We start from the raw sequence: 20,991 nt of genomic DNA, 5'->3' as shown, positions 1-20,991 counted from the left end.
GGCCCGCCCGCGGCGGGATTCAGTGCGCCTCAGGCGGTGGTGGCGGTGCCGCGGTGGCGGGTGGGCACCCCCCAGCGGTGCACCGGCTCCCCGCTGCGCTGCCCGGCCAGGTACAGCTCCGTCATCTCCGCCAGGGCCTGCTGTCGGTCCCGGCCCTGCGATTCCAGTGCCATGACGGTGTCGATCTGCCAGCGGGCGCCGTTGCGGCCGGTGCGGGCCCGCTCCAGCAGCGCCTCGCCGTAACGCTCCACCACGTCCTGATCGGCGCCGAGGTCCCGCAAGCCGTCCATGGCCTGCGGGATCAGATGCTGGCGCAGCAGGTCCGCCACCCGCACCCGACCCAGCTTCGGCCAGGTGACCCGCGCCTCCAGGCCCCACCGGGCACAGGTCTCGAAGGTCTCCTGTGCCCGCCCGAAGCTCATCCGCGACCACAGCGGGCGCCGCTCCTCCACCAGCGCATGGGTGATGCCGTAGAAGAAGGCCGCGTTCGCCGCCATGTCGACCGGCGTCGGGCCCGCCGGCAGCAGCCGGTTCTCCACCCGCAGGTGCGGCATGTCCTTGCCGGGGTCGTAGATCGGCCGGTTCCACCGCCAGATGGTGCCGTTGTGCAGCATCAGCTCGTGCAGCGTCGGCGCGGCGCCCTCCGTCAGCAGCGGCTCCTCCGCCATCGAGCGTGACTCCGGGATCAGCGCCGGGAACAGCCGCACGTTCTCCTCGAACAGATCGAACATCGAGGTGATCCAGCGTTCCCCGAACCACACCCGCGGCCGCACCCCCTGCTCCTGATACTCCGGCGGTCGCACATCCAGGGACTGCACGAAGGTGGGGATGCGGGTCTCGTGCCACAGGCGCCGGCCCAGCAGGAACGGGGAGTTCGCCCCCAGCGCAACCTGCGGTCCGGCGATCGCCTGCGCGGCGTTCCAGGTGTCGGCGAACAGTTCCGGCGCGACCTGCAGGTGCAGCTGCATGGAGGTGCAGGCGGCCTCCGGGGCGATGGTGTCGAACTCGACGTCCAGTCCGCGGCCCTCGCCCTCGATGCGCAGGTGGATCTCCTCCCCGCGCAGCTGCATCACCGTCGTCTCCAGCGCCTCGTACCGGGCGCCGGGGGAGCGCCACTGGTCGCCGCGCAGCAGGTCCTCGTCGATGGTGGGCAGGTGGCCGATGGCGATCACCCGGGTGTCGTGCTGGTCGGCCGCCCGCTGCAACGTCTCCAGACGGTCGGCGAACTGCTGCTCCATCCCGCGCAGTCCCTGGCCGCGCGGGGTGGTGATCGGGAGGTCCGCCTCGGCGTTGAAGACGCCGATCTCGTGGACGAACCCGGGATCATCGGCGGTCTCCAGCACCTCCACCGCGGTGAGGGCGGGGCGGGCGTCGGGGCCGATGAGGTTCAGCTCCAGTTCCACACCGATGGTGCCCTCGGTGACGAACTCCGCGTGATCGAGGAACGACTCGAACAGGTCGAGGTTGCGGCGCAGTTCCCGCCGGTAGCGGGTGCGCTGGCTGCGCGTGTATTCGGTGGTGCCGACCTCACGTCCCATAAGTGCCTCCTGCGTCGGCCGCCCGGGGGCGGCGGGGGTGCGACGGCGTGACCGGGACGGGGGATCCCGAGTTCGGTGCGGCCCGGTGTCCCGGGGACGTCCTGTCGCCTCTGCGCAGTCTAGGGGCGGATCGGTCGGTGTCAGCGCGCTGCGGTGCCGTGGGCGGTGGCGTGGGCAGTGGGCGTGCCCGGCGGCGCGGGACCTGTGGCGAGTGCGCCTTCGTAGACTGGGCGGGTGACCTCTGCAACCGATTCCTCGTCCCCTGACCGACCGACCGGCCCCGGTGCCGCGGCGGAACGCCCCCGCAAGGCGGTCGTCCTGGCCCGCGGCCTCGGCACTCGGATGCGCCGCGCCGACGACTCCGCGCAGCTCGACGCGAAGCAGGCGGAGGTCGCGAACAGCGGTGTGAAGGCGATGATCGACGTGGGTCGCCCGTTCCTCGACTACGTGCTGTCGGTGCTGGCCGACGCCGGCATCGAGGAGGTCTGCCTGGTGATCGGCCCGGAGCACGACATCCTGCGCGACTACGCGGCGCGCACCAGCGGCGGGCGCCTCACTGTCACCACCGCCGTGCAGGAGACACCACGCGGCACCGCCGACGCCGTCAGCGCCGCCCGTGACTTCGCCGGGGACGACCGGGTGGTCGTGCTGAACTCCGACAACTACTACCCGCTGCCCGCGCTCGAGGCCCTGGTCGCCGCCCCCGGCAGCGCCCTCGTCGGCTTCGACCGCACCGCCCTGGTGGAGGGCTCGAACATCCCGGCCGACCGGATCCGCGCCTTCGCCGTCGTCGCGCAGGACGCCGAGGGGCACCTCACCGACATCGTGGAGAAGCCCGACGAGGAGACCCTCGCCGCGTACGGTGAGGCCGCGCCGGTGTCGATGAACTGCTGGATGTTCACCCCGTCGATCTTCGAGGCCGCCGCGCGGGTGGAGCCGAGTCCCCGCGGGGAGCTGGAGATCATCGACGCCGTGCGTCTGGCCCGCGACGCCGGGGAGGTCTTCACCGTGGTCCCGGCCGCCGTCGGGGTGCTCGACATGTCCTCCCGCGGGGACATCAGCGCGGTGCAGGAGGCACTGCAGGGCGTGGAGGTGCGCCTGTGAGCGACGGCCCCGCCACCGTCGGCTGGTTCGTGCCGGGCCGGGTCGAGGTGCTCGGCAAGCACACAGACTACGCGGGCGGCCGCTCCCTGCTGGCCGCCGTCGACCGCGGCCACACCGTGCGGGCCACCGCCCGGCCCGACCAGATCCTGCACGTGCGCTCGACGTTGTCGCTCGACGCCGTGGAGATCGACCTGGATGCTCCCGAGACCGTGCAGCGGCTCGGCGCCGGCCACTGGTCGGGGTATGTCCACGGGGTCGTGGACCGGCTGCGGGCGAACTTCCCGGACATGCTGCGCGGCGCCGACATCACCATCGACTCCGACCTGCCGCTCGCGGCGGGCATGTCCAGCTCCTCCGCGCTGGTGGTGGGCCTGGCGATGACCATGATCGAGCTGGCGGGGATCGACCGCACCGAGACGTTCCGCCGGGAGGTGCCCGATCGGGAGCGCCTGTCGGAGTACCTCGGCACCGTCGAGAACGGGCAGAGCTACGGCCGCCTGGAAGGCCACCGCGGGGTGGGCACCTTCGGCGGTAGCGAGGACCACACCGCCATGCTGTGCGGCCGACCCGACGCGCTCGTGCAGTACGCCTTCTGCCCGGTGCGTTTCGAACGACAGGTCCCGCTGCCCCCGGGCCTCGCCCTGGTGGTCGGGGTCTCCGGGGTGGAGGCCGAGAAGACCGGCGCCGCGAAGGACCTGTACAACCGGGTGTCGCTCTCGGCCCGCGAGATCCTCGCCCTGTGGAACCGGGACACCGGCCGGGAGGACCTCACCCTCGGGGACGCGGTGCGTTCCTCGGAGCGGGCCGGCGAGCAGCTGCGCCGGATCGTCGGTGAGGGCGGTTACCTGCCCGGCCGCCTGGCGCAGTTCCTCGCCGAGAGCGAGGAGATCATCCCCGCCGCGGCGCAGGCCCTCGCCGATGGTGACCTGCCCCGCTTCGGGGATCTGGTCGATCGCTCCCAGCATCTGGCGGAGGTCGGTCTGCAGAACCAGGTCCCGGAGACCGTCACTCTGCAGCAGCTGGCCCGACAGCTCGGCGCGCACGCCGCGAGCGCCTTCGGAGCCGGTTTCGGGGGCAGCGTGTGGGCGCTGGTCGAGGCCGACGGCGCCGACGCCTTCGCCACCGAGTGGTTCGACCGGTACGCCGAGCGCCATCCCGGCCCCGCGAACGCCGCGACCTGGCTGGTCACCCGGCCGGGCGCGTCAGCCCACCGCCTCGAAGCCTGACGCGGGGCCGACGCGACGACCGCGACGGGGCCGGGCGGCGGAGAAGACGCGACAATGGACGCATGAGCTCCTCCTCCCTGCCCTGGCCCACCGCCCCCGCCGCGCTGCCGATCGGCCCGCTGCGACCGGTCGTGGAGCGACTGTCGTCCCTGGCCCGCCGCCACCCGGACGACGTCACCCTGCTGCCCGGCCTGGCCTTCGAGGACGGTGAGGTGGCGGCCGACCCGCCGCCGGTGCTGGGCCAGATCGTCGACGAGTTCGGCGGCGTGGACGTGCGGGGCGCCGGCGGAGTGACCCTGCTGGGGGACGAGCGCAGCGACCTGGGCCCGTACTCGCTGCTCGGCGAGGCCATCACCTACCTGCCGCTGCTGGAGACGGAGGAGGAGGCCGTGATCCTCACGATCGCCGACGACGGCTCCGCCGGGGCCGTGCTCGCGATCGCCGATGATCTCGCCGTGCACCTGGCCGCCCCGGACCTGCGGACCTGGCTGGAGCACGCCGCCGCCGCGCTGGAGGATGTCGCCGCCCGGCTCGAACGCAGCGAGACCTCCGGTACCGCCCGCGACGAGGAGGCCGCGACGCTGGTGCGGGATCTCGTGCTCGGGCCTGTCGTGGACGGCACCGGGGAGGCACAGCAGGAGGAGGTGCCGGTGCTGCCGCTCGGTGCCGGGAGTGCGCTGCCGCCGGATCTCGACGGCCTGGACCTGCCGTTCGGGGTCGTGGGGGTCGCGGACCTGCGCCGCTGCGGTATGGGCGCCCGCATCGACGTGCTGGAGGCGCAGGTCGCGGGTGAGGAGCTGGACCGTCGCCTGGTGTGGCGCGACGGTGGCCGCGTGATCGTGCTGGTCGATGGGGCGCGGGAGTAATCTGACCGCGCCCGAGCCGCCCAGTCCGCCGGAGGTGCCCCATGGCCGATCCCCTCCTCGTCCTGCTCGACCCGTCGGCCCCCGATGGGCTGCGTGTCGCCCCGGAGGGTGAGGCGGCGCTGCGGGTCACCGACCTCGGTGTCACCCGCGGCGACGGGGTGTTCGAGACCATCGGCGTGTTCGACGGCCGCGCCCAGAACGTCGGCCCCCACCTGGACCGGCTGGAGCGCAGCGCCGGGATGATCGACCTGGTGCCGCCGGCCCGAGAGACGCTCGAGGCCGCCATCGAGCGGGCGATCCGGGAGCACGAGGATGTGGCCGACCTGGGCGTGCGGGTGATCGTCACCCGTGGTCCGGAGGGGGAGAACACCCCCACCGCGTGGGTCCACGCGAAGGAGTGGCCGCTCAGCACCGCCGAGCGCACCGGCCTGCATGTGGTGACCCTCGACCGTGGTGTCTCCACCACGGCGCCGGCGAGCAGCCCGTGGCTGCTGCTGGGTGCGAAGACCCTCAGCTACGCGGTGAACATGGCCGCCTCCCGGGAGGCCGCCCGCCGGGGCGCCGACGACGTCCTGTTCGTCTCCAGCGACGGTTACGCGCTGGAGGGCCCGACGTCGACCCTGCTGGTGCGGCGCGGTGACCGGTTCTCCACCACCCCCGCCGAGGCCGGGGTGCTGCCGGGCACCTCCCTGGCCGCCGTGGTGACGCGCCTGCGGGAGCAGGGCCAGGAGGTCCACGAGGAACTGCTGACCGTCGAGGATGTGCGCAGCGCCGACGCCGCCTGGCTGCTGTCGAGCGTCCGCCGCGCCGCGCCGATCCGTCGCCTCGATGACACCGACCTCAACATCGACGAGGAACTCACCGCCACGCTCAGCGGAGCGATCAGCGGCCGCAGCTGACCGCGGGGTCGAGGACCGCGGCCGACTGCCGACTCAGCGGGCGAGGACCGCGCGCGCCAGCTCGGTGTCCACCACCAGGGTGTCGACCGCCCCGGAGCGCAGCACGCTCGCGAGCCCCGGGGCCTTCTCCGCACCCGCCGCGACCGCCAGCACATCCGGCACCGCCCGCAGCTGATCCACGGTGACCGCGACGACCCGGTCCGCCGTCGGCGGTCCGAGGGGCTCCCCCGCGGCGTCGAGGAACCAGCCGCACAGGTCGGCCACCGGTCCCTGGGCCCGGAACGCCGCCTCCTCGCCCGCGTCCAGCCGCATCAGCTCCACCAGATGCGGCGAGGAGTGCACGCCGAGCGAGCCGATGCCCACCAGCGCCAGGTCCACCTCCGCGGCGGCCTCCAGCACCCGCGCGATGCTCGACTCCTGCCGCAGGGTCCGGCCCGCCGCCGCGGACTCGAGGATCGCCGGCGCGTACAGCGGCTCCGCCTGCGCCCCGAGCTTCTGCGCCAGCAACCGCAGCACCGTGTCCCCGGATTCGGTGACATCCAGGGCGCTCAACCCACCGACCAGCGGCAGCACCCGCGGGGCGGGCCGCAGTCGCGCCGACGGCAGGTGGGCGACGACGCTCTGCACCGTGTGCCCCCAGGAGACACCGATGCTGCGGACACTCCGCGCCCGCTGCGCCAGCAGCTCCGCGGCGGTCCGCGCGACAGCGTCGATGCCGGCGAGCCCGGAGGAGACCACCTGCACCTGCGTCAGGGCCGGCCAGCGGGCGGCGAGGGCCTGTTCGAGCGCCGGGTCGTGGCTGGGCGGGGCGTCGGGGTCGTGGATGATCACCTCGACGATGCCGCGCTCACGGGCCTGGGTGAGGATCCGCGAGACGTTCGAGCGGGACAGGTCCAGCTGCGCGGCGATCTCGGCCTGCGACAGGTTCTGCTCGTAGTAGAGGCGGGCCGCCTGGACGATGATCGCGGTGTCGCGCGGGGCGGGCACGGGGCGGCTCCTTCCGAGGGGGGTGGTGTCGGGCGCGGGCGCTGGGCGCGGGTGGTCCGAGCCTATGCGCGGGCGCGGCGGGCCGGCAGCACGGTAACACCGGCCGCGACCAGGGTCAGCAGCGCTCCGGCGACCGTCGCGAGGGTCAGCTCCGTGCCCTGCTGCGGCACCAGGGCGTCGAGCGCCACCGATCCGACGATCTGCCCGGCGATGGTCGTCATCGCGAGGGTCAGCACCCCGAGCGGTTTCGCCAGCGCCGCCGCCATCGCGATGAACGCCACCCCGATCGCCCCACCGGTGTACAGCACGGGCTCGGGTGGGAGTGCTCCGGGCAACCGGCCCGTGACCAGGGCGTGGGCGATGGCCAGGACCACGAGCGCCCCCGCCCCCACGATGAAGTTGTCGAGGGTGGCCACCAGGAAGTGCCCCGTGTGCTGGGATACGCGGCCGTTGACCGCCTGCTGCAGCCCCACCGCCACACCGGCCACTATCGGCAGCAGCACCAGCGGGGACAGTGGTGCCCCGGTCATCCCCGCCCCCACGGAGATCACCACCGCCAGGATCATCAGGAGGGAGCCCACCACGCGCGGGACGGTCAGGGGTCGGCTGCCTCCCGGGCCGAGACCCCTGCGGTCGACGAGCAGGCCGGTGGCGGTCTGTCCCGCCACCACACACACCAGGAACAGGGCGACCCCGAGCACCCCCACGGTGAGGTTCTGACTGAGCACGAACGTCGCCCCGCCCAGGCCGCCCAGCGTCAGCGGCCACGGGAAGACGCCGCGGCGCAGGTCGGAGGCGAAGGCGCGGGTGCGCCGACGCAGAGACGGGCGCAGCAGCACCAGCGCCGCGACGATCACCAGGCCGGTGCTGAAGGACAGGGCGGCGGCGGTGTACCCGTCGTGGATCTCGGCGGACAACCGGGCGTTGATCCGGGCCTGGACGGCGGCGAGGACGCCGCCGCTGACCGCGACCGGCAGCGCCCACCACGCGGCGGCGGCGTCGATGGGTGCGGGGTCGGCGGCTGGTGTGCCGGCGGGCGGGGTCGGCGGGAGCGGGGGAGTGGGCTGATCGGACACCGCGGCAGACTACGCCCGGTCCGTAGACTCCACGCGTCCCCGTCCGGTTCGACCCACCCCGCAGGAGTGCCCATGACCTCCACACCCCGCCCCGATGCCGCCCCTGTCCCCGGCGGTCCCCGGGTGGCGGTGAAGGCGATCATCGTGGATCGTGCCCGGGTGCTGCTGAACCGCTACCGGGAGCACGATGGCCGCGAGGTGCTGGCCCTGCCCGGTGGCGGTCAGGAGCGCGGCGAATCCCAGGCGGAGGCGCTGCGCCGCGAGTGCCGTGAGGAGATCGGTGCCGACGTGGCCGTCCACGACCTGGCCTGCGTCTACGAGACCATCGAGCGGGTCGACGGGACGCTGCGGTTCCACCAGGTGAATCTCGCGTACTGGGCCGGGCTCGCTCCGGGGGAGGAACCCGGCCTGGGGTCGGCGCCCGACAGCCGCCAGGTGGGGGTGGCGTGGGTGCCGATCCGGGAACTGCACGAGCACGACGTCCGGCCCCCGGAGCTCACCGACTGGCTGCTGTCCGACCCGGGAGCGCGCCCCACCGGCCTGGGCGTCACCGGCGCCTGAGACCCACGCGCCTGAGACCCGCGCGAGGCCCAGATGCTGGCCAGACCCGGCCCGTACACTGCGGCGATACCCCGGGATGAGAGCCCCGAGCCGATGAGGAGGACCCATGACCACCGATCCCACCCGCGACCGTTCCGACGCCGCCGACCCGATCGAGGACGTCGCCGATCCCGTCGTCGAGCCCGGCAGTGAGGGCCCCGTCGGCAGCGGTGTCGAGGGCGCCGACGACATCCTCGAGGCCGAGCGCGCCGCTCGGGAGGACGGCACTGACGGCAACCTCCCCGTCGGGGCGGCGCAGAGCCTGCCCGGGGGCGGTGGCGCCGACGATGCGACCGCCGCCGAACAGGGCAACCGGGAGGGCGACGAGATGCAGGCCGAGGAGCCGGCGCTCGACGAGCGCGGCGCCAACGCCCTCTCGGAGGACCTCGACCACTGACGCACAGGATGCGCTGACGCGCCGCGATCCTGACGTGCCGATGCCACGGCACGTCAGGATCGTTCGCGCGTCAGGGGCGTTGCCGCGTCACAGGGCCATGCGCACGTACGTCGTCTCGAGGTACTCGGCCAGGCCCTCATGGGAGCCCTCGCGGCCCACCCCGGACTCCTTGACACCGCCGAACGGCGCCGCCGGGTCCGAGGCCACACCGACGTTCACCGCGACCATCCCCGATGCGATGCCCCGCACGGCACGGGCGATCTCCCGGTGGTCCTCCGCCATCACGTAGCTCATCAGCCCGAACTCGGTGGAGTTGGCGGCGGCGATCATCTCGTCGACGTCGTCCATCACCACCACCGGGGCGATCGGTCCGAAGATCTCCTCCCGGCACACGCGGGCGTCGGCGGGCACATCGGCCAGCACGGTCGCCGGGTAGAAATGCCCGGGCCGGTCCAGGGCCTCGCCACCGGTGACGATCCGGGCGCCCCGCTCGACGGCGTCGTCGACCAGCTCCTGCATCTCGGACAGGGCCTTCGCACTGATCACCGGGCCGAGCGTGGACTCGGGTTCGATGCCGGGCCCCTCCACGAGGGAGTCCGCGACCTGCGCGAGCCTGCGCGTGAACTCCTCCGCCACGGAGGAGTGGACGTAGAAACGGTTCGCGGCGGTGCAGGCCTCTCCGTTGTTGCGCCACTTCGCCAGGCGCGCCGCCTCGGCGGCGACGTCGAGATCCGCGGAGGGCAGCACCAGGAACGGGGCGTTCCCGCCGAGCTCCATCGAGGTCCGCAGCACATGCTCGGCGGCCTGCCGCAGCAGTCCCTTCCCCACCGGGGTGGAGCCCGTGAACGACACCTTCCGCAGGCGCGGGTCGGCCATGACCGCCGCCGACATCTCCTTCGACTGCGGCGTGACCACGCAGTTCACCACGCCGTGCGGGACACCCGCCTCCTCGAGGATCTCCACCAGCAGCAGGGAGGACAGCGGCGTCATCCCAGCGGGTTTCAGCACCACCGTGCATCCCGCAGCCAGCGCGGGGCCGATCTTCCGGGTGCCCATCGACAGCGGGAAGTTCCACGGCGTGATCAGCAGGCAGGGGCCAACGGGGCGGGAGTCGACGAACATCAGCTGATCGGCGGCCGCGGGGGCGGGGCGAAGACGGCCCGGGGTGCGCACCGCCTCCTCCGAGAACCAGCGCAGGAACTCGGCGCCGTAGCTGACCTCCCCGTACCCCTCCGCGAGGGGCTTGCCCATCTCCAGGGTCATGGTCAGGGCGAGGTCATCGGCTCGCGCGTGCAGCAGCTCGAACGCCCGACGGAGGATGTCAGAGCGCTCCCGCGGCGTGGTCGCGGCCCAGGAGGCCTGCGCCTCCGCGGCGGCATCCAGCGCAGCGAGCCCCGCCGCGGCACCGTCGGACGCCGCGGCGATCGTCACCAGGGTCTCACCGGTGGCGGGGTCCTCCACCGCGAGATCCTCGGCAGCGAGGGAGACGGCGGTGCCGGAGGCGGCACCCGGACGGTCGGTGTCGGAGTTCGCGCCCGGGCGGTCGGAGCCGTCGCGGCCGTGGATCCAGCGGCCGCCGATCCAGGAGCTGCGGGGCAGCCGGTCCACGAGGTCGGCGACGGTCTCGGGTGTGATGGTGGGAAGGTCGGGCATCGGTATCTCCTGATTCCGTCGAAGCCTGCGTCAGTCGAAGCGGATCACCTGGCGGATGGCGCGGTCCCTGCGCGATATGCGCGCCTGGTTTCCAGGAAGTGGAACTCAGGTGCGCACTATGCGCACGCGGGGACGGGGTGGCGTCAAGCGTGGGTGAGGCGCACGGGGGCGCACCGGGGTGAGGCGCATGCAGGTGAGGCGCACGGGGGCGCACCGGGCCGTCAGCGTCCGACGGCCTCGATGAGCGCCGCGACGAAGGCCTCGCAGCGCTCCAGCTGCTCGGGGGTCACGAACTCGTCGGCACCGTGGGCCTGGGCGATGTCCCCGGGTCCGACCACCACGGCGGCCATCCCCGCATGCTCGTAGATCCCGGCCTCCGTGCCGTAGGTGACCTTGCCCTCCGTGCGATCCGCGCCGAGCGCCACCGCCGCCGTGGCCGCAGGCCCGTCGGGCGATCCGTCCAGCCCGTACAGCAGGTTCAGCACGGTGAGCGTCGCGCCCACCTGCTCGGCGGCGACGGGATCGGCGGGGTCCTCGGGGATCGCCCCGCGCATCTCGGCGTCGATCCGGTCGATCCGCTCCTGCAGCCGGTCCACGACCTGCTGCGGATCCAGATGCGGCAGCGCCCGGAACTCGAGGTCGACCACGGCCCGGGCCGGCACGGTGTTGATCGCGTTGCCCGCCTCGACCACGTTCACGCCGCCGGTGGAGTACGGCACCGGGTAGGCGTCGTCGCGTGGCCCGTTCTCGCGGAAGTCGTCGATGACCTCGCGGTGGTAGAAGTCGATGAATTCGGCGGCGTAGCGGATGGCGTTCAGGCCGCGCGGCAGCAGGCTGGAGTGCGCGGCGATACCGCGGAACTCCGCCCGCAGGGTGTTCATCGACTTGTGCGCGGGGATGGCCTCCATGCTGGTGGGCTCGCCGACGAAGCACACCGCGGGGCGCAGCTGCAGCTCCTCCAGCTGCTCGACGAGATGCCGTGCGCCGGTGCCGGTGGTCTCCTCGTCCCAGGTGGCGGCGATGATCACCGGCACCCGCCGCTCGGCGGCGGCGATCCGCGGGGCCAGGGCGGCGGCGACAGCGAGGTAGCCCTTCATGTCGGCGGTGCCGCGGCCGTACAGGCGGCCGTCGCGCTCGGTGAGGGTGAACGGGTCCGAGGTCCACGACTGCCCGGTGACGGGCACGCAGTCGAGGTGTCCGGCCAGCATCACGCCGACCCGCTCGGGATCGTCCTCGCCGGCCCGGAAGAGGGCGGAGGACGGACTGGGGGCGGAGGACGGGCTGGGGGCGGCGGACCCGGGGGCGGCGGACCCGGGGGCGGCGGACCCGGGAGCGTCGGTCGCCGGGTAGACCGCGATGATGTTCGCGTTGATGCCGTCGGGTTCGTCGAAACGGTGGATCTCGGCGCCGGACGCGGCCAGCACCTCCTCCAGCACATCGACCGCGCCGCGGTTGCCGGTGGCGGAGGTCGAGTCGCGGGCCACGAGTTCGCGGAGGATGTCACGGGAGGTGGTGGGACGGCTCTCTTCGCTCATACGCCCACACTACGACCCCACCCCATGCCGTCCGGGCCGCCGGGCATCGTGACCGTCCCGGAATCGGATCGTGACCTCTTCGAGTCCGAAGTTCATGCAGGTCATGCCAGGATCGAAGGGTGGAGACGCGGTGCTCCCACCGCGTGTTCGCTCCACTGTCGACTGACCCGTCGACCCGCGCCCCAGGGTGCCGGCTGCCGGGCCGGCCGTCCCCCTCGCCGCACACCCCGTCCCGACGCCAGGACCGCCCCATGACCCTCGCGCCCGACCGCCACGCCCCGACCCCGTCCACGCCCAGCCGCACCGAGCGTCTCGAATCGCTGCCGTTCACCCGCCGACACGCCCGCCTGCTGGGGACCTCGGGCATCGGCTGGGCCCTGGATGCGATGGACGTCGGCCTGGTCTCGTTCCTCATGGCCGCTCTGGCCGTGCACTGGGATCTGGGCCTGGAGGAGCGGTCACTGCTCGCCTCCGCCGGGTTCGTAGGCATGGCGATCGGAGCCGTCGTCGGCGGGGCGCTCGCTGACCGCTACGGCCGCCGTCACGTCTTCACCCTCACCCTGCTGGTGTATGGGCTTGCGACCGGGGCCTCGGCCCTGGCCACGTCGTTCGCGGTCCTGGTGGCGCTGCGCATCATCGTCGGTCTGGGACTCGGTGCCGAGTTGCCGGTGGCCTCGACCCTGGTGAGTGAGTTCGCACCCCGCCGGATCCGCGGTCGCATGGTGGTGTGGCTGGAGGCGTTCTGGGCGGTGGGGTGGATCCTCGCGGCGATCATCGGCGCCACCGTGGTGGCGCAGGGCCCTTCGGGGTGGCGGTGGGCGCTCGCCCTCGGGTGCCTGCCCGCGTTCTACGCGATCGTCGTCCGCTGGGGGATGCCGGAGTCGGTGCGGTTCCTGGAACGCCGCGGGCGACACGAGGAGGCCGAACGCACGGTCCGCGGGTTCGAACAGTCCCCGGCCGTGATGGGTGCGCGCCCGGGTGCCGTCGATGACCACTCGTCCGCGACCCCGACGGCGACGGGCCCCGGTCAGACGGTCCGCACCGCGGTCGACCGCGGTGCATCCGACCGCCATGCATCCGACCGCGAACACCCCGGTGCCGCACCGTCCGACCCCGCATCCGTCCGGCCGGGGCTGTGGTCCCCGCAGCTGCGGTACCGCACGGCCGCCCTGTGGTCCGCATGGTTCCTGCTGAACCTGGCGTACTACGGCGCGTTCATCTGGATCCCCAGTCTGCTGGTGGAGCAGGGTTTCGACCTCACCCGGTCGGTCGAGTTCACGCTGGTGATGACCCTCGCCCAGCTTCCCGGGTATGCCGTGAGCGCCTGGTTGATCGAGCGGATCGGCCGTCGCTGGACCCTCGGGGCGTTCCTCCTGGGCTCCGCCGGTGCGGCCCTGGTGTACGGCACCTCGGGGGAGGCATGGCAGATCGTGGTGGTCGGCTGTGTGCTGTCGTTCTTCGCACTCGGTGCCTGGGGCGCGCTCTATGCCATCAGTCCGGAGATCTATCCGACGGCGGTGCGGGCGTCCGGCAGCGGTGCTGCCGCCGGTTTCGGTCGCCTCGCGTCCATCGTGGCGCCGCTGCTGGTGCCGGTGCTGCTGGCGGCGGGGGGCGTCGGGTTGGTGTTCGCGGTGATCGCGGCATCCTTCGTGCTCGCTGCCGTCGCGGCCTTCCAGCTGCCGGAGCTGCGCGGCGCCGGCCTCGACTGACGCCCGCCGCGGGATACCCGCCCGCCCCACCGGCGCGGGTCCCCCGACACGCTCCCCGAACCGTCTCGAACCCTCTCCCGCAGCCCTCACGAGCGCCCTCACGAGCATCCTCAGCGGAGCCGTCAGCTGAGCAGGTCCAGCACCACCAGCGCCGCAGTCCAGCCGAGCGGGGCGATCTCCGTCGGCGTGCCGTCATGCCGCACCTTCTCCGGCAGGCTGCCGGCGGCGGTGCGGTGCGCGGTGAGCCACCCCCGCAACCGCGCCGACTCCTGCCCGTGGCCGCTCTCGCGCAGCGCCCGGGCCATGAGCGCGGTGGCGGGTGTCCAGGAGATGCCGTCACGGTGCCACCCCGCCCCCGGAGCGAGCCCCCCGGCCGGACGCGCCAGGGCCCGCACCACCTCGGGGAGAACGTCGGCGGGTGACGCCCCGATGGCGCCGGCCGGTGCCGCGGCGGAGTCGCTGGTGACGGGCGGTGCGTACGGCGGCAGCAGGAAGGCGATGCCCGCATCGGGCAGATCCCGCCCCGGGTACCGGCCGTACCCCGTGGGCCCGAAGTCCCGGGCGATGCGCTCCCGCAGCGCGGCCGCGCGCTGCGCCGAGGCCTCGGCGAGCCCTGCGGGGCAGTGGCGGGCGGCGCGCTCCAACCCGGCCGCGACCAGGGCGCAGGTCGCGATCGTCGGCTGCCGCTCCGGCCGCTCCCGATAGTCGGGGGAGGGTGGCGGAAGGGCCGCGGCCGACCCGCGTGCGGGCCGTCCACCCCGCATCACCCCCCGCGCGGAGGCCCCGCCCGGCTCGGTGACGCGCAGCAGCAGCTCCGTGCAGCGCCGGAGCGCATCACCCAGCAGTTCCGTCTCCGCGCCCGTGCCCGTGTCCGCGCCCGAGACCTGCCCGGCCCCGCCCCGCTGGGCGATCTCATCTGCCGCCCACAGGAACCAGGCGGTGCCGTCGAGCTGACGCTCCCGGTCATCGGGCGCCGCACCCGTCATCGGGTCGGTGCGGGCGGCGAACCAGCCGTCGGGCCCGCAGCGTCGCGCCAGCTGCGTGAGCGTCGCCCCCGCCCGCTGCGGCAGCCCGAGTGCCGCCCACGCCACGGCCACGTGCGCGGCATCCCGCGCGACAGCAGAACCCGCCCGCCCCGAGCTTTACCTCACAGCCTGACCCCATCCATCACGGGAACAACGAAGTGACACCACGCCACGGGACTTGACCCTGGTGCACGGCCTCACCGCCTGAACCGCCGGAGCCGTCCGTCCGGCGGGACCCCGCGCGCCGGACCCTTCGCCGGCTCAGCCGGCGGCGGGCACCCTGCCGGTCTGGGCGAGGGCGGCGAAGCCGAGGACGTGCTCCCGCAGCTCCTGCGCGGCCGCCCGGCCGTCCCCGGCGGCGGAGGCGGCCAGGATCCGCCGATGGTCGGCCTGCAGACCGGCGCGCACGGCGGGCCAGTCGGACAGCCCGGCCACGGTCTCGGTCACGTAGCCGATGGTCGCCTGACGCAGGGAGTCCAGCATCATCGCCGTCACGACGTTCCCGCCCAGGGTGGCCAGCCGCACGTGGAACTCGGTGTCGAGCAGGTGGAAGTCCTCCTCCGGCAGCGCGGGGTCGTCCATCCGGTCCAGCAGGGCCTCCACCTCGGCCAGGACGGCGACGCTCTCGGGGTCGCCGGAGGTGGCGGCGGCCGCCTGCGCCGCATCGGTCTCGAGGAGCACGCGCGCGGCGACGACGTCGGCCATCGGCAGGGACCGGGTGGCGATGTGCAGGCGCAGCGCCCAGCCCAGCGCCGCGGACGGCTCGGAGACGACGACGGCCCCCGAGTTTGGCCCGGAGCCGGCGCTGGCGCGGATCAGGCCCATGGCCTCGAGAATCCGGGTGGCCTCCCGCACGGACGCCCGGGAGATGCCGAAGCGCTCGGCCAGGGTGCGTTCGCCGGGCAGCTTGTCCCCCACGACCACGGCGCCGGAGCGCAGCTCGGCCTCGAGCCAGTCGAGCACGATGGTGTAGGCGGGGGCAGCGGTCATGGACGGACCTTCCGAGGGGGCGGGGCGGCGACCGTCCGTCCTACCGACGGACGCCGCCCCGCTCGGGTGGTGCAGGCGGTCAGCCCGCCGCCGGCAGCATCCACGCCAGCAGGTTGGACTGCAAGTACACGAGCGTGCACACCGCCAGCAGGAGCACGAGCGACCACACCACCACGCGGCGCAGGATCTCGGACTCCCGGCCCTCCATGCCGACCGCCGTCGCGGCGATCGCCAGGGACTGCGGGGAGATCATCTTGCCCACGACGCCGCCGGAGGTGTTGGCGGCCACCAGCAGGGCCGGATCGGCGCCGATGTTCGTGGCGGCGGTCTGCTGCAGGGTGGAGAACAGCGCGTTAGCGGAGGTGTCCGAGCCGGTCACGGCGGTGCCGAGCCAGCCGAGCACGGGGGACAGGAACACGAAGGCCGTGCCCAGGCCGGCCACCCACGTGCCCATGGCGACCGTCTGGCCCGAGAAGTTCATGACGTAGGCCAGCGAGAGCACGATCACGATCGTCAGGGCGGACCAGCGCATGCGAGCGAAGCAGCGGCCGATCTCGGCGATCGCGTTCCCCACCGAGAGCGGGAACCGGCCGCCGTGGTCGAACCGGGAGTAGACCACGGCCATGATCAGGCCGGCGATCAGCAGCAGCGTGCCGGGGGAGGCCAGCCACTCGAACTTGTACACGGTGCTCGCCAGGGGCGCGCCGGAGGCGTCGACGAGGTGCCCGTCGAGCCCGGGCCACGGGATCTTCGCGGTGACGGAGTTCAGGGCCGCGGTGATCGGGGGGGCCAGCTTGGCCAGGGCGAACACGGCCACGACCACGATGTAAGGCAGCACGGCCATGAAGATCCGGCCGGGGGTGAGGTCCTGCGCCGCCGAGCGGGCGGGGGCATCGAGGCGCTGGCGGGTCTCCTCGGCGCCGCGCGGCCGCCAGAAGCGCAGCAGCAGGACGGCGGCGGCGAGGGAGACCAGGGAGGCCACGACGTCGGTGAGCTCGTAGGAGAAGTGGGTCGAGGCCAGCCAGATGGCGACGGCGAAGCTCGTGCCGATCACGATCAGCGCCGGCCACGTCTGCCGCACGCCGCGCAGCCCGTCGATGATGAACACGAGCAGGAACGGCACGAACACGGCCACGAACGGGGCCTGGTGGCCGACGATCGCACCGATGTGCGTGGCGGGGATGCCGGTGAGCGTGCCCGCGGTGGTGATGGGGGTGCCCACGGCGCCGAAGGCTACGGGCGCGGTGTTCGCCAGCAGCACGGCGGTGGCCGCCCGCAGCGGGGGCACACCCAGGCCGAGCACCATGGTGGCCGTGATGGCCACGGGGGCGCCGAAGCCAGCGAGGGCCTCGAGCAGGCCGCCGAAGCAGAACGCGATGAGCACGGCCTGGATGCGGATGTCTCCGCCGCCGAGCGAGTCGAAGATCGCGCGCATGTCGTCGAATCGCCCGGAGAGCACGGTGACCTGGTAGAACCACAGCGCCATCACGACGATCCAGACGATCGGGAACAGGCCGAAGGTCGCTCCCTGGGCGGCGGCCAGCGCCGCCAGGTGGGCCGGCATGTGGAAGCCCAGCACGGCCACGAGCAGGGCCACCACGAGCGCGGCGAGCCCCGACTGCCAGGCCTTGAGGCGCAGACCGAGGAGTGTGGCGAAGAACGTCAGCAGGGGCAGGGCGCCGAGCGCGGCGGAGAGCGCGACGCTGCCGGCGGCATCGGGGGTGGGGGTGAAGGTGTGCACGGGGGTCTCCCGGTGGGCGAGGGGACGGGGCGGGATCCGGTCGGGCCGGTGATGGTCGGACCACAGTGGTCAGACGAAGGAGAATACTGTGAGGGCGGTCACCTTGCAAGGAGCTGGCGTGATATGGTCTGACCACTACGGCACCCGTGTGCTGCCGCACCGCACGGCACCCCAGGCGCCCCGTCCGGAACGGAGACCGGCATGAGAATCGCCCTGTTCGCCACATGCATCGTGGACGCGATGTATCCCAAGGTGGCCCTCGCCACCGTCCGCATCCTCGAGCGGCTCGGCCACGAGGTGGTCTTCCCGCCCGGCCAGGGCTGCTGCTCGCAGATGCACGTCAACAGCGGGTACGTGGAGGACGCCCTGCCCGTGGTGCGCAACCACGTCCGCACCTTCATGGAGGCCGACTACGACCTCGCCGTCGCCCCCTCCGGCTCCTGCGTGGCCTCGCTCGGCCACCAGCAGCCGGACGTCGCACGCTCCTGCGGGGACGAGGGTCTGGCCCGCGACGCCGAGGTCGTCGCCTCCCGCACCCTCGAGCTGTCCCAGCTGCTCACGGACGTCCTCGGCGTGACGGACGCCGGAGCCCAGCTCGGCTCCTGGTTCCCGCACACCGTGACCTACCACCCCTCCTGCCACGGCATGCGCCTGCTGCGCCTGGGCTCGCGCCAGGAGGACCTGTTGCGCACCGTCGCGGACATCGACCTGCGCCCGCTGCCGGACGCCGAGGAGTGCTGCGGCTTCGGCGGCACCTTCTCCCTGAAGAACCCGGACGTCTCCGCCGCCATCGCGGAGGAGAAGATCGAGAAGATCACCGCGTCCGGCGCCTCCCTCTGCACGGGCGGCGACGCCTCCTGCCTGCTCCACCTGGACGGGGCCATGCACCGTCGAGAGGCGCGCGGCCAGGACGGCCGCCCGCTGCGCACCGTGCACCTCGCCGAGATCCTCGCGGCCACCCGGGAGAACCCGCTCGAGGTCGACGGCCCCGTCGAACTGTCCATCCCCGCGTCGGCCGGCGCCCGCCGCGGACCGTCCGCCCGTGTTGAGGAGGCCCGCCGATGAGCACCGCACCCACCCGCGTGCGCCTGGGAATGCCCGCCGTCCGCCCCGTCCACGGCGAGGGCGAGATCCTGCTGAACACCCCGTTCCCCGAGTCTGCCCGCGAGCAGCTGGGGAACGGCCAGATGCGCGCCAACATCCGCCGGGCCACGCACACCATCCGTGCCAAGCGTGCCGGCGTCGTCGGGGAGCTGCCGGACTGGCAGGAGCTGCGCGCCGCCGGCTCCGCGCTGAAGCAGTCCGTCATGGCGGACCTGCCCGCGCTCCTCGAGCGGCTCGAGTCCGAGGTCACCGCGCGCGGCGGCGTCGTGCACTGGGCCCGGGACGCGGCCGAGGCCAACCGCATCATCACGGAGCTCGTCACCGCCAAGGGCGTGGACGAGGTGATCAAGGTCAAGTCCATGGCCACCCAGGAGATCGGCCTGGACGCCGCGCTCGAGCATGCCGGCGTGGCCGCCGTCGAGACGGACCTGGCCGAGCTCATCGTCCAGCTCGGCCACGACCGGCCCAGCCACATCCTCGTCCCCGCGATCCACCGCAACCGCGAGGAGATCCGGGACATCTTCATCCGGGAGATGCCAGAGACGGACGAGAGCCTCACCTCCGAGCCGGCCGACCTGGCCGAGGCCTCACGCCGGCACCTGCGCGAGAAGTTCCTGAGCACGAAGGTGGCGATCTCCGGGGCGAACTTCGGCGTCGCCGAGACGGGCACGCTGGCCGTCGTCGAGTCGGAGGGCAACGGCCGCATGTGCCTGACCCTGCCGGAGACGCTGATCACCGTGATGGGCATCGAGAAGCTCGTGCCCACCTTCGAGGACCTCGAGGTGTTCCTGCAGCTGCTGCCGCGCTCGTCCACGGGCGAGCGGATGAACCCGTACACCTCCATGTGGACGGGCGTCACCGAGGGCGACGGTCCCCAGGAGTTCCACCTGGTCCTGCTGGACAACGGCCGCTCCGCGGTGCTGGCCGACCCGAAGGGCCGTTCCGCGCTGCACTGTATCCGCTGCTCGGCGTGCATGAACGTGTGCCCCGTGTACGAGCAGACCGGCGGCCACGCCTACGGCTCGGTCTACCCGGGCCCGATCGGCGCGATCCTCTCCCCGCAGCTCACCGGTGTGGACGCGGGGGAGAACGGCACCCTGCCCTACGCCTCCACGCTGTGCGGGGCGTGCTACGACGTGTGCCCCGTGGCCATCGACATCCCCTCGATCCTCATCCACCTCCGGGACGAGGACGTGCAGGCCACCCACGCCGCCCGGAAGGCCCTGCGCACGGACGAGGACGCCGCCGGCGGCCCCCTGGCCCGCGCCAAGGCGGCGGTGGAGTCCGTCACGCCCTCGCAGATGGACGTGGCGATGAAGGGCGCCTCCGTGGTGATGTCCTCGGGTCGGCGCATGTCGCTGGCCGAGCGGGGACTGGGGCTGGGCCGGGTCGCGGCCGGGCCGGACCGGGTGCTCGGCTGGCTGCCGGGCATCGCCGGCGGGTGGACCGACGAGCGTGACGTGCCGGCGCCCCCGCGGGAGTCCTTCCGCAACTGGTGGGCCCGCCACAAGGATGAGACCGAGCACCGGACCGCCCTGGACGGCGTCGCGGGGCTGGACCGCCAGGAGGACGAGCACGTCGAGGAGGACGGACGATGAGCGAGGCGAAGGCCGAGATCCTGCGGCGCATCCGCGAGGCGACGGCGGACGGCCCGGTCCCGGACCCGGTGCAGCGCACCTACCGGCGGACCTCCTCCCGGGACCGGGCCGAGGTGGTGGAGATGCTGCGCGATCGGCTGATCGACTACCGGGCCTCCGTGCGGGATGAGACCGAGGAGACGGTGGCCGCGGCCATCGCCGAGCTGCTCGGCCCGGACGCCCGGTACGTGGTGCCGGCCGGTCTGGAGCCCGACTGGCTCCCCGCGGACTCGCGCGGGGCCGGCCGGGAGCGCATCACGGAGCCCGCGGTGGGTCACACGGGGGAGCGGGCCGCGGTCCGCGGCGCCCACGACGGCGAGCGCGAGCCCCTCAGCATGGACGCGCTGAACGAGGTGGACGCGGTGGTGACGTCCTCGACGGTCTCCTGCGCGGAGACCGGGACGATCTTCCTCAGCGGCCGCCCGGACGAGGGCCGCCGGGCGATCACCCTGGTCCCGGACCACCACGTGTGCATCGTTCCGCTGGACTCCGTGGTGGAGCTCTTCCCCGAGGCGCTGGCCCGCGTGGAGGCGACGGCGCCGATCACCATGGTCTCCGGGCCCTCGGCCACGAGCGACATCGAGCTCGAGCGCGTCGAAGGCGTGCACGGGCCGCGCCGCCTGGACGTGATCCTGCTCGACCGCGCTCGCTGACGCGGGCGCGGTCGGGCAGGGGTCGGGCGGCTCAGGCCCCCTCGATGACGGCGCCGCCGGTGCGGCCCGTCTCGAGGTGGGCCTGACGCTCCCGCACGCCGCCGTACAGGGCCACGAACAGCAGCGCGAGACCGGCGGTCACGAGCAGGTGGCCGAGCCCTGCGATGCCCGGGATGGCTGCCGAGGTCTCGGCGGGGGGCAGGCGGACGACCGCGTCGAGGGCGAGGACCACCAGGGTCACGGGCCGCCCC

At 73.5% G+C, this 20,991-nt stretch carries 19 protein-coding genes; 10 read left to right on the top strand and 9 right to left on the bottom strand.

Annotation, left to right across the window (positions count from 1 at the left end; translation table 11 throughout):
* Positions 1-29: 29 nt before the first annotated feature.
* Entirely contained in the window at positions 30-1,538 is a 1,509-nt protein-coding gene (locus JSY14_RS06755; RefSeq protein ID WP_259558008.1) for a glutamate-cysteine ligase family protein, read from the bottom strand.
* A gap of 234 nt (positions 1,539-1,772) precedes the next feature.
* Here JSY14_RS06755 and JSY14_RS06750 point away from each other — a divergent pair, with 234 nt between their 5' ends.
* The 4 genes from JSY14_RS06750 to JSY14_RS06735 all read left to right on the top strand — a co-directional run bounded on the left by JSY14_RS06750 (position 1,773) and on the right by JSY14_RS06735 (position 5,633).
* A complete protein-coding gene (locus tag JSY14_RS06750) occupies positions 1,773-2,642 on the top strand; it encodes a nucleotidyltransferase family protein (RefSeq protein WP_259558007.1) in 870 nt (289 codons plus the stop codon).
* Positions 2,639-3,868 carry a GHMP family kinase ATP-binding protein gene (locus JSY14_RS06745; RefSeq protein WP_259558006.1) on the top strand — a complete coding sequence of 410 codons (1,230 nt, stop codon included), beginning with the start codon at positions 2,639-2,641 and terminating at the stop codon, positions 3,866-3,868. The genes JSY14_RS06750 and JSY14_RS06745 overlap by 4 nt, the downstream gene beginning before the upstream one ends.
* 62 nt (positions 3,869-3,930) lie before the next feature.
* On the top strand, positions 3,931-4,734 hold the full coding sequence (locus JSY14_RS06740) for a hypothetical protein (RefSeq protein WP_259558005.1): 804 nt from the start codon (positions 3,931-3,933) through the stop codon (positions 4,732-4,734).
* A 41-nt stretch (positions 4,735-4,775) separates the two neighbouring features.
* Positions 4,776-5,633 (top strand): aminotransferase class IV, encoded by an 858-nt coding sequence (locus JSY14_RS06735; RefSeq protein WP_259558004.1) that lies wholly within the window; start codon positions 4,776-4,778, stop codon positions 5,631-5,633.
* Between the two features lie 33 nt (positions 5,634-5,666).
* Here JSY14_RS06735 and JSY14_RS06730 read toward each other — a convergent pair whose 3' ends face one another.
* Positions 5,667-6,620, bottom strand: a complete 954-nt coding sequence (locus tag JSY14_RS06730; protein ID WP_259558003.1) for a sugar-binding transcriptional regulator — start codon at positions 6,618-6,620, stop codon at positions 5,667-5,669.
* A 62-nt stretch (positions 6,621-6,682) separates the two neighbouring features.
* Positions 6,683-7,696 carry a DMT family transporter gene (locus JSY14_RS06725; RefSeq protein WP_259558002.1) on the bottom strand — a complete coding sequence of 338 codons (1,014 nt, stop codon included), beginning with the start codon at positions 7,694-7,696 and terminating at the stop codon, positions 6,683-6,685.
* A 72-nt stretch (positions 7,697-7,768) separates the two neighbouring features.
* Between JSY14_RS06725 and JSY14_RS06720 the strand changes: the two genes are divergently transcribed.
* Both JSY14_RS06720 and JSY14_RS06715 read left to right on the top strand, forming a co-directional pair.
* Positions 7,769-8,257, top strand: a complete 489-nt coding sequence (locus JSY14_RS06720; RefSeq protein ID WP_259558001.1) for an NUDIX domain-containing protein — start codon at positions 7,769-7,771, stop codon at positions 8,255-8,257.
* Positions 8,258-8,363: 106 nt separating this feature from the next.
* Positions 8,364-8,693, top strand: a complete 330-nt coding sequence (locus tag JSY14_RS06715) for a hypothetical protein (RefSeq protein ID WP_259558000.1) — start codon at positions 8,364-8,366, stop codon at positions 8,691-8,693.
* Positions 8,694-8,780: 87 nt separating this feature from the next.
* Here the strand turns inward: JSY14_RS06715 and JSY14_RS06710 are convergent, their stop codons facing one another.
* Together JSY14_RS06710 and JSY14_RS06705 are read right to left on the bottom strand one after the other, a co-directional pair.
* The gene (locus tag JSY14_RS06710; protein WP_259557999.1) at positions 8,781-10,346 is read right to left on the bottom strand and encodes an NAD-dependent succinate-semialdehyde dehydrogenase; all 1,566 of its coding nucleotides are present in this window, start codon (positions 10,344-10,346) and stop codon (positions 8,781-8,783) included.
* Positions 10,347-10,567: 221 nt separating this feature from the next.
* Positions 10,568-11,881, bottom strand: coding sequence for a M20/M25/M40 family metallo-hydrolase (locus JSY14_RS06705; protein ID WP_285892257.1), 1,314 nt, complete (start codon positions 11,879-11,881; stop codon positions 10,568-10,570).
* Between the two features lie 251 nt (positions 11,882-12,132).
* Between JSY14_RS06705 and JSY14_RS06700 the strand changes: the two genes are divergently transcribed.
* Complete coding sequence (locus JSY14_RS06700; RefSeq protein WP_259557996.1) at positions 12,133-13,590, top strand: MFS transporter; 1,458 nt, start codon at positions 12,133-12,135, stop codon at positions 13,588-13,590.
* A gap of 122 nt (positions 13,591-13,712) precedes the next feature.
* Here JSY14_RS06700 and JSY14_RS06695 read toward each other — a convergent pair whose 3' ends face one another.
* The 3 genes from JSY14_RS06695 to JSY14_RS06685 all read right to left on the bottom strand — a co-directional run bounded on the left by JSY14_RS06695 (position 13,713) and on the right by JSY14_RS06685 (position 17,346).
* Entirely contained in the window at positions 13,713-14,687 is a 975-nt protein-coding gene (locus tag JSY14_RS06695) for a hypothetical protein (protein ID WP_259557995.1), read from the bottom strand.
* A 189-nt stretch (positions 14,688-14,876) separates the two neighbouring features.
* Positions 14,877-15,605: a FadR/GntR family transcriptional regulator gene (locus JSY14_RS06690; RefSeq protein WP_259557994.1), complete on the bottom strand. Its 729-nt coding sequence runs from the start codon at positions 15,603-15,605 to the stop codon at positions 14,877-14,879.
* A gap of 79 nt (positions 15,606-15,684) precedes the next feature.
* The gene (locus JSY14_RS06685; RefSeq protein WP_259557993.1) at positions 15,685-17,346 is read right to left on the bottom strand and encodes an L-lactate permease; all 1,662 of its coding nucleotides are present in this window, start codon (positions 17,344-17,346) and stop codon (positions 15,685-15,687) included.
* A 201-nt stretch (positions 17,347-17,547) separates the two neighbouring features.
* On the opposite strand from JSY14_RS06685, the gene JSY14_RS06680 reads away from it, so the two are divergent.
* The 3 genes from JSY14_RS06680 to JSY14_RS06670 are packed head-to-tail and all read left to right on the top strand — an operon-like array spanning position 17,548 to position 20,740.
* Positions 17,548-18,411 (top strand): (Fe-S)-binding protein, encoded by an 864-nt coding sequence (locus JSY14_RS06680; protein WP_259557991.1) that lies wholly within the window; start codon positions 17,548-17,550, stop codon positions 18,409-18,411.
* Positions 18,408-20,048 (top strand): lactate utilization protein B, encoded by a 1,641-nt coding sequence (locus JSY14_RS06675; RefSeq protein WP_259557989.1) that lies wholly within the window; start codon positions 18,408-18,410, stop codon positions 20,046-20,048. The genes JSY14_RS06680 and JSY14_RS06675 overlap by 4 nt, the downstream gene beginning before the upstream one ends.
* Positions 20,045-20,740 (top strand): LutC/YkgG family protein, encoded by a 696-nt coding sequence (locus JSY14_RS06670; protein WP_259557988.1) that lies wholly within the window; start codon positions 20,045-20,047, stop codon positions 20,738-20,740. The genes JSY14_RS06675 and JSY14_RS06670 overlap by 4 nt, the downstream gene beginning before the upstream one ends.
* A gap of 31 nt (positions 20,741-20,771) precedes the next feature.
* Here the strand turns inward: JSY14_RS06670 and JSY14_RS06665 are convergent, their stop codons facing one another.
* Positions 20,772-20,981, bottom strand: coding sequence for a DUF2871 domain-containing protein (locus JSY14_RS06665; protein WP_259557987.1), 210 nt, complete (start codon positions 20,979-20,981; stop codon positions 20,772-20,774).
* Between the last annotated feature and the right edge of the window lie 10 nt (positions 20,982-20,991).

Source organism: Brachybacterium sillae (genome assembly GCF_025028335.1).
Taxonomy (GTDB): domain Bacteria; phylum Actinomycetota; class Actinomycetes; order Actinomycetales; family Dermabacteraceae; genus Brachybacterium; species Brachybacterium sillae.
The sequence above is the reverse complement of the archived record's forward strand: the minus strand, read 5'-3'. Positions and strand labels throughout refer to the sequence as shown.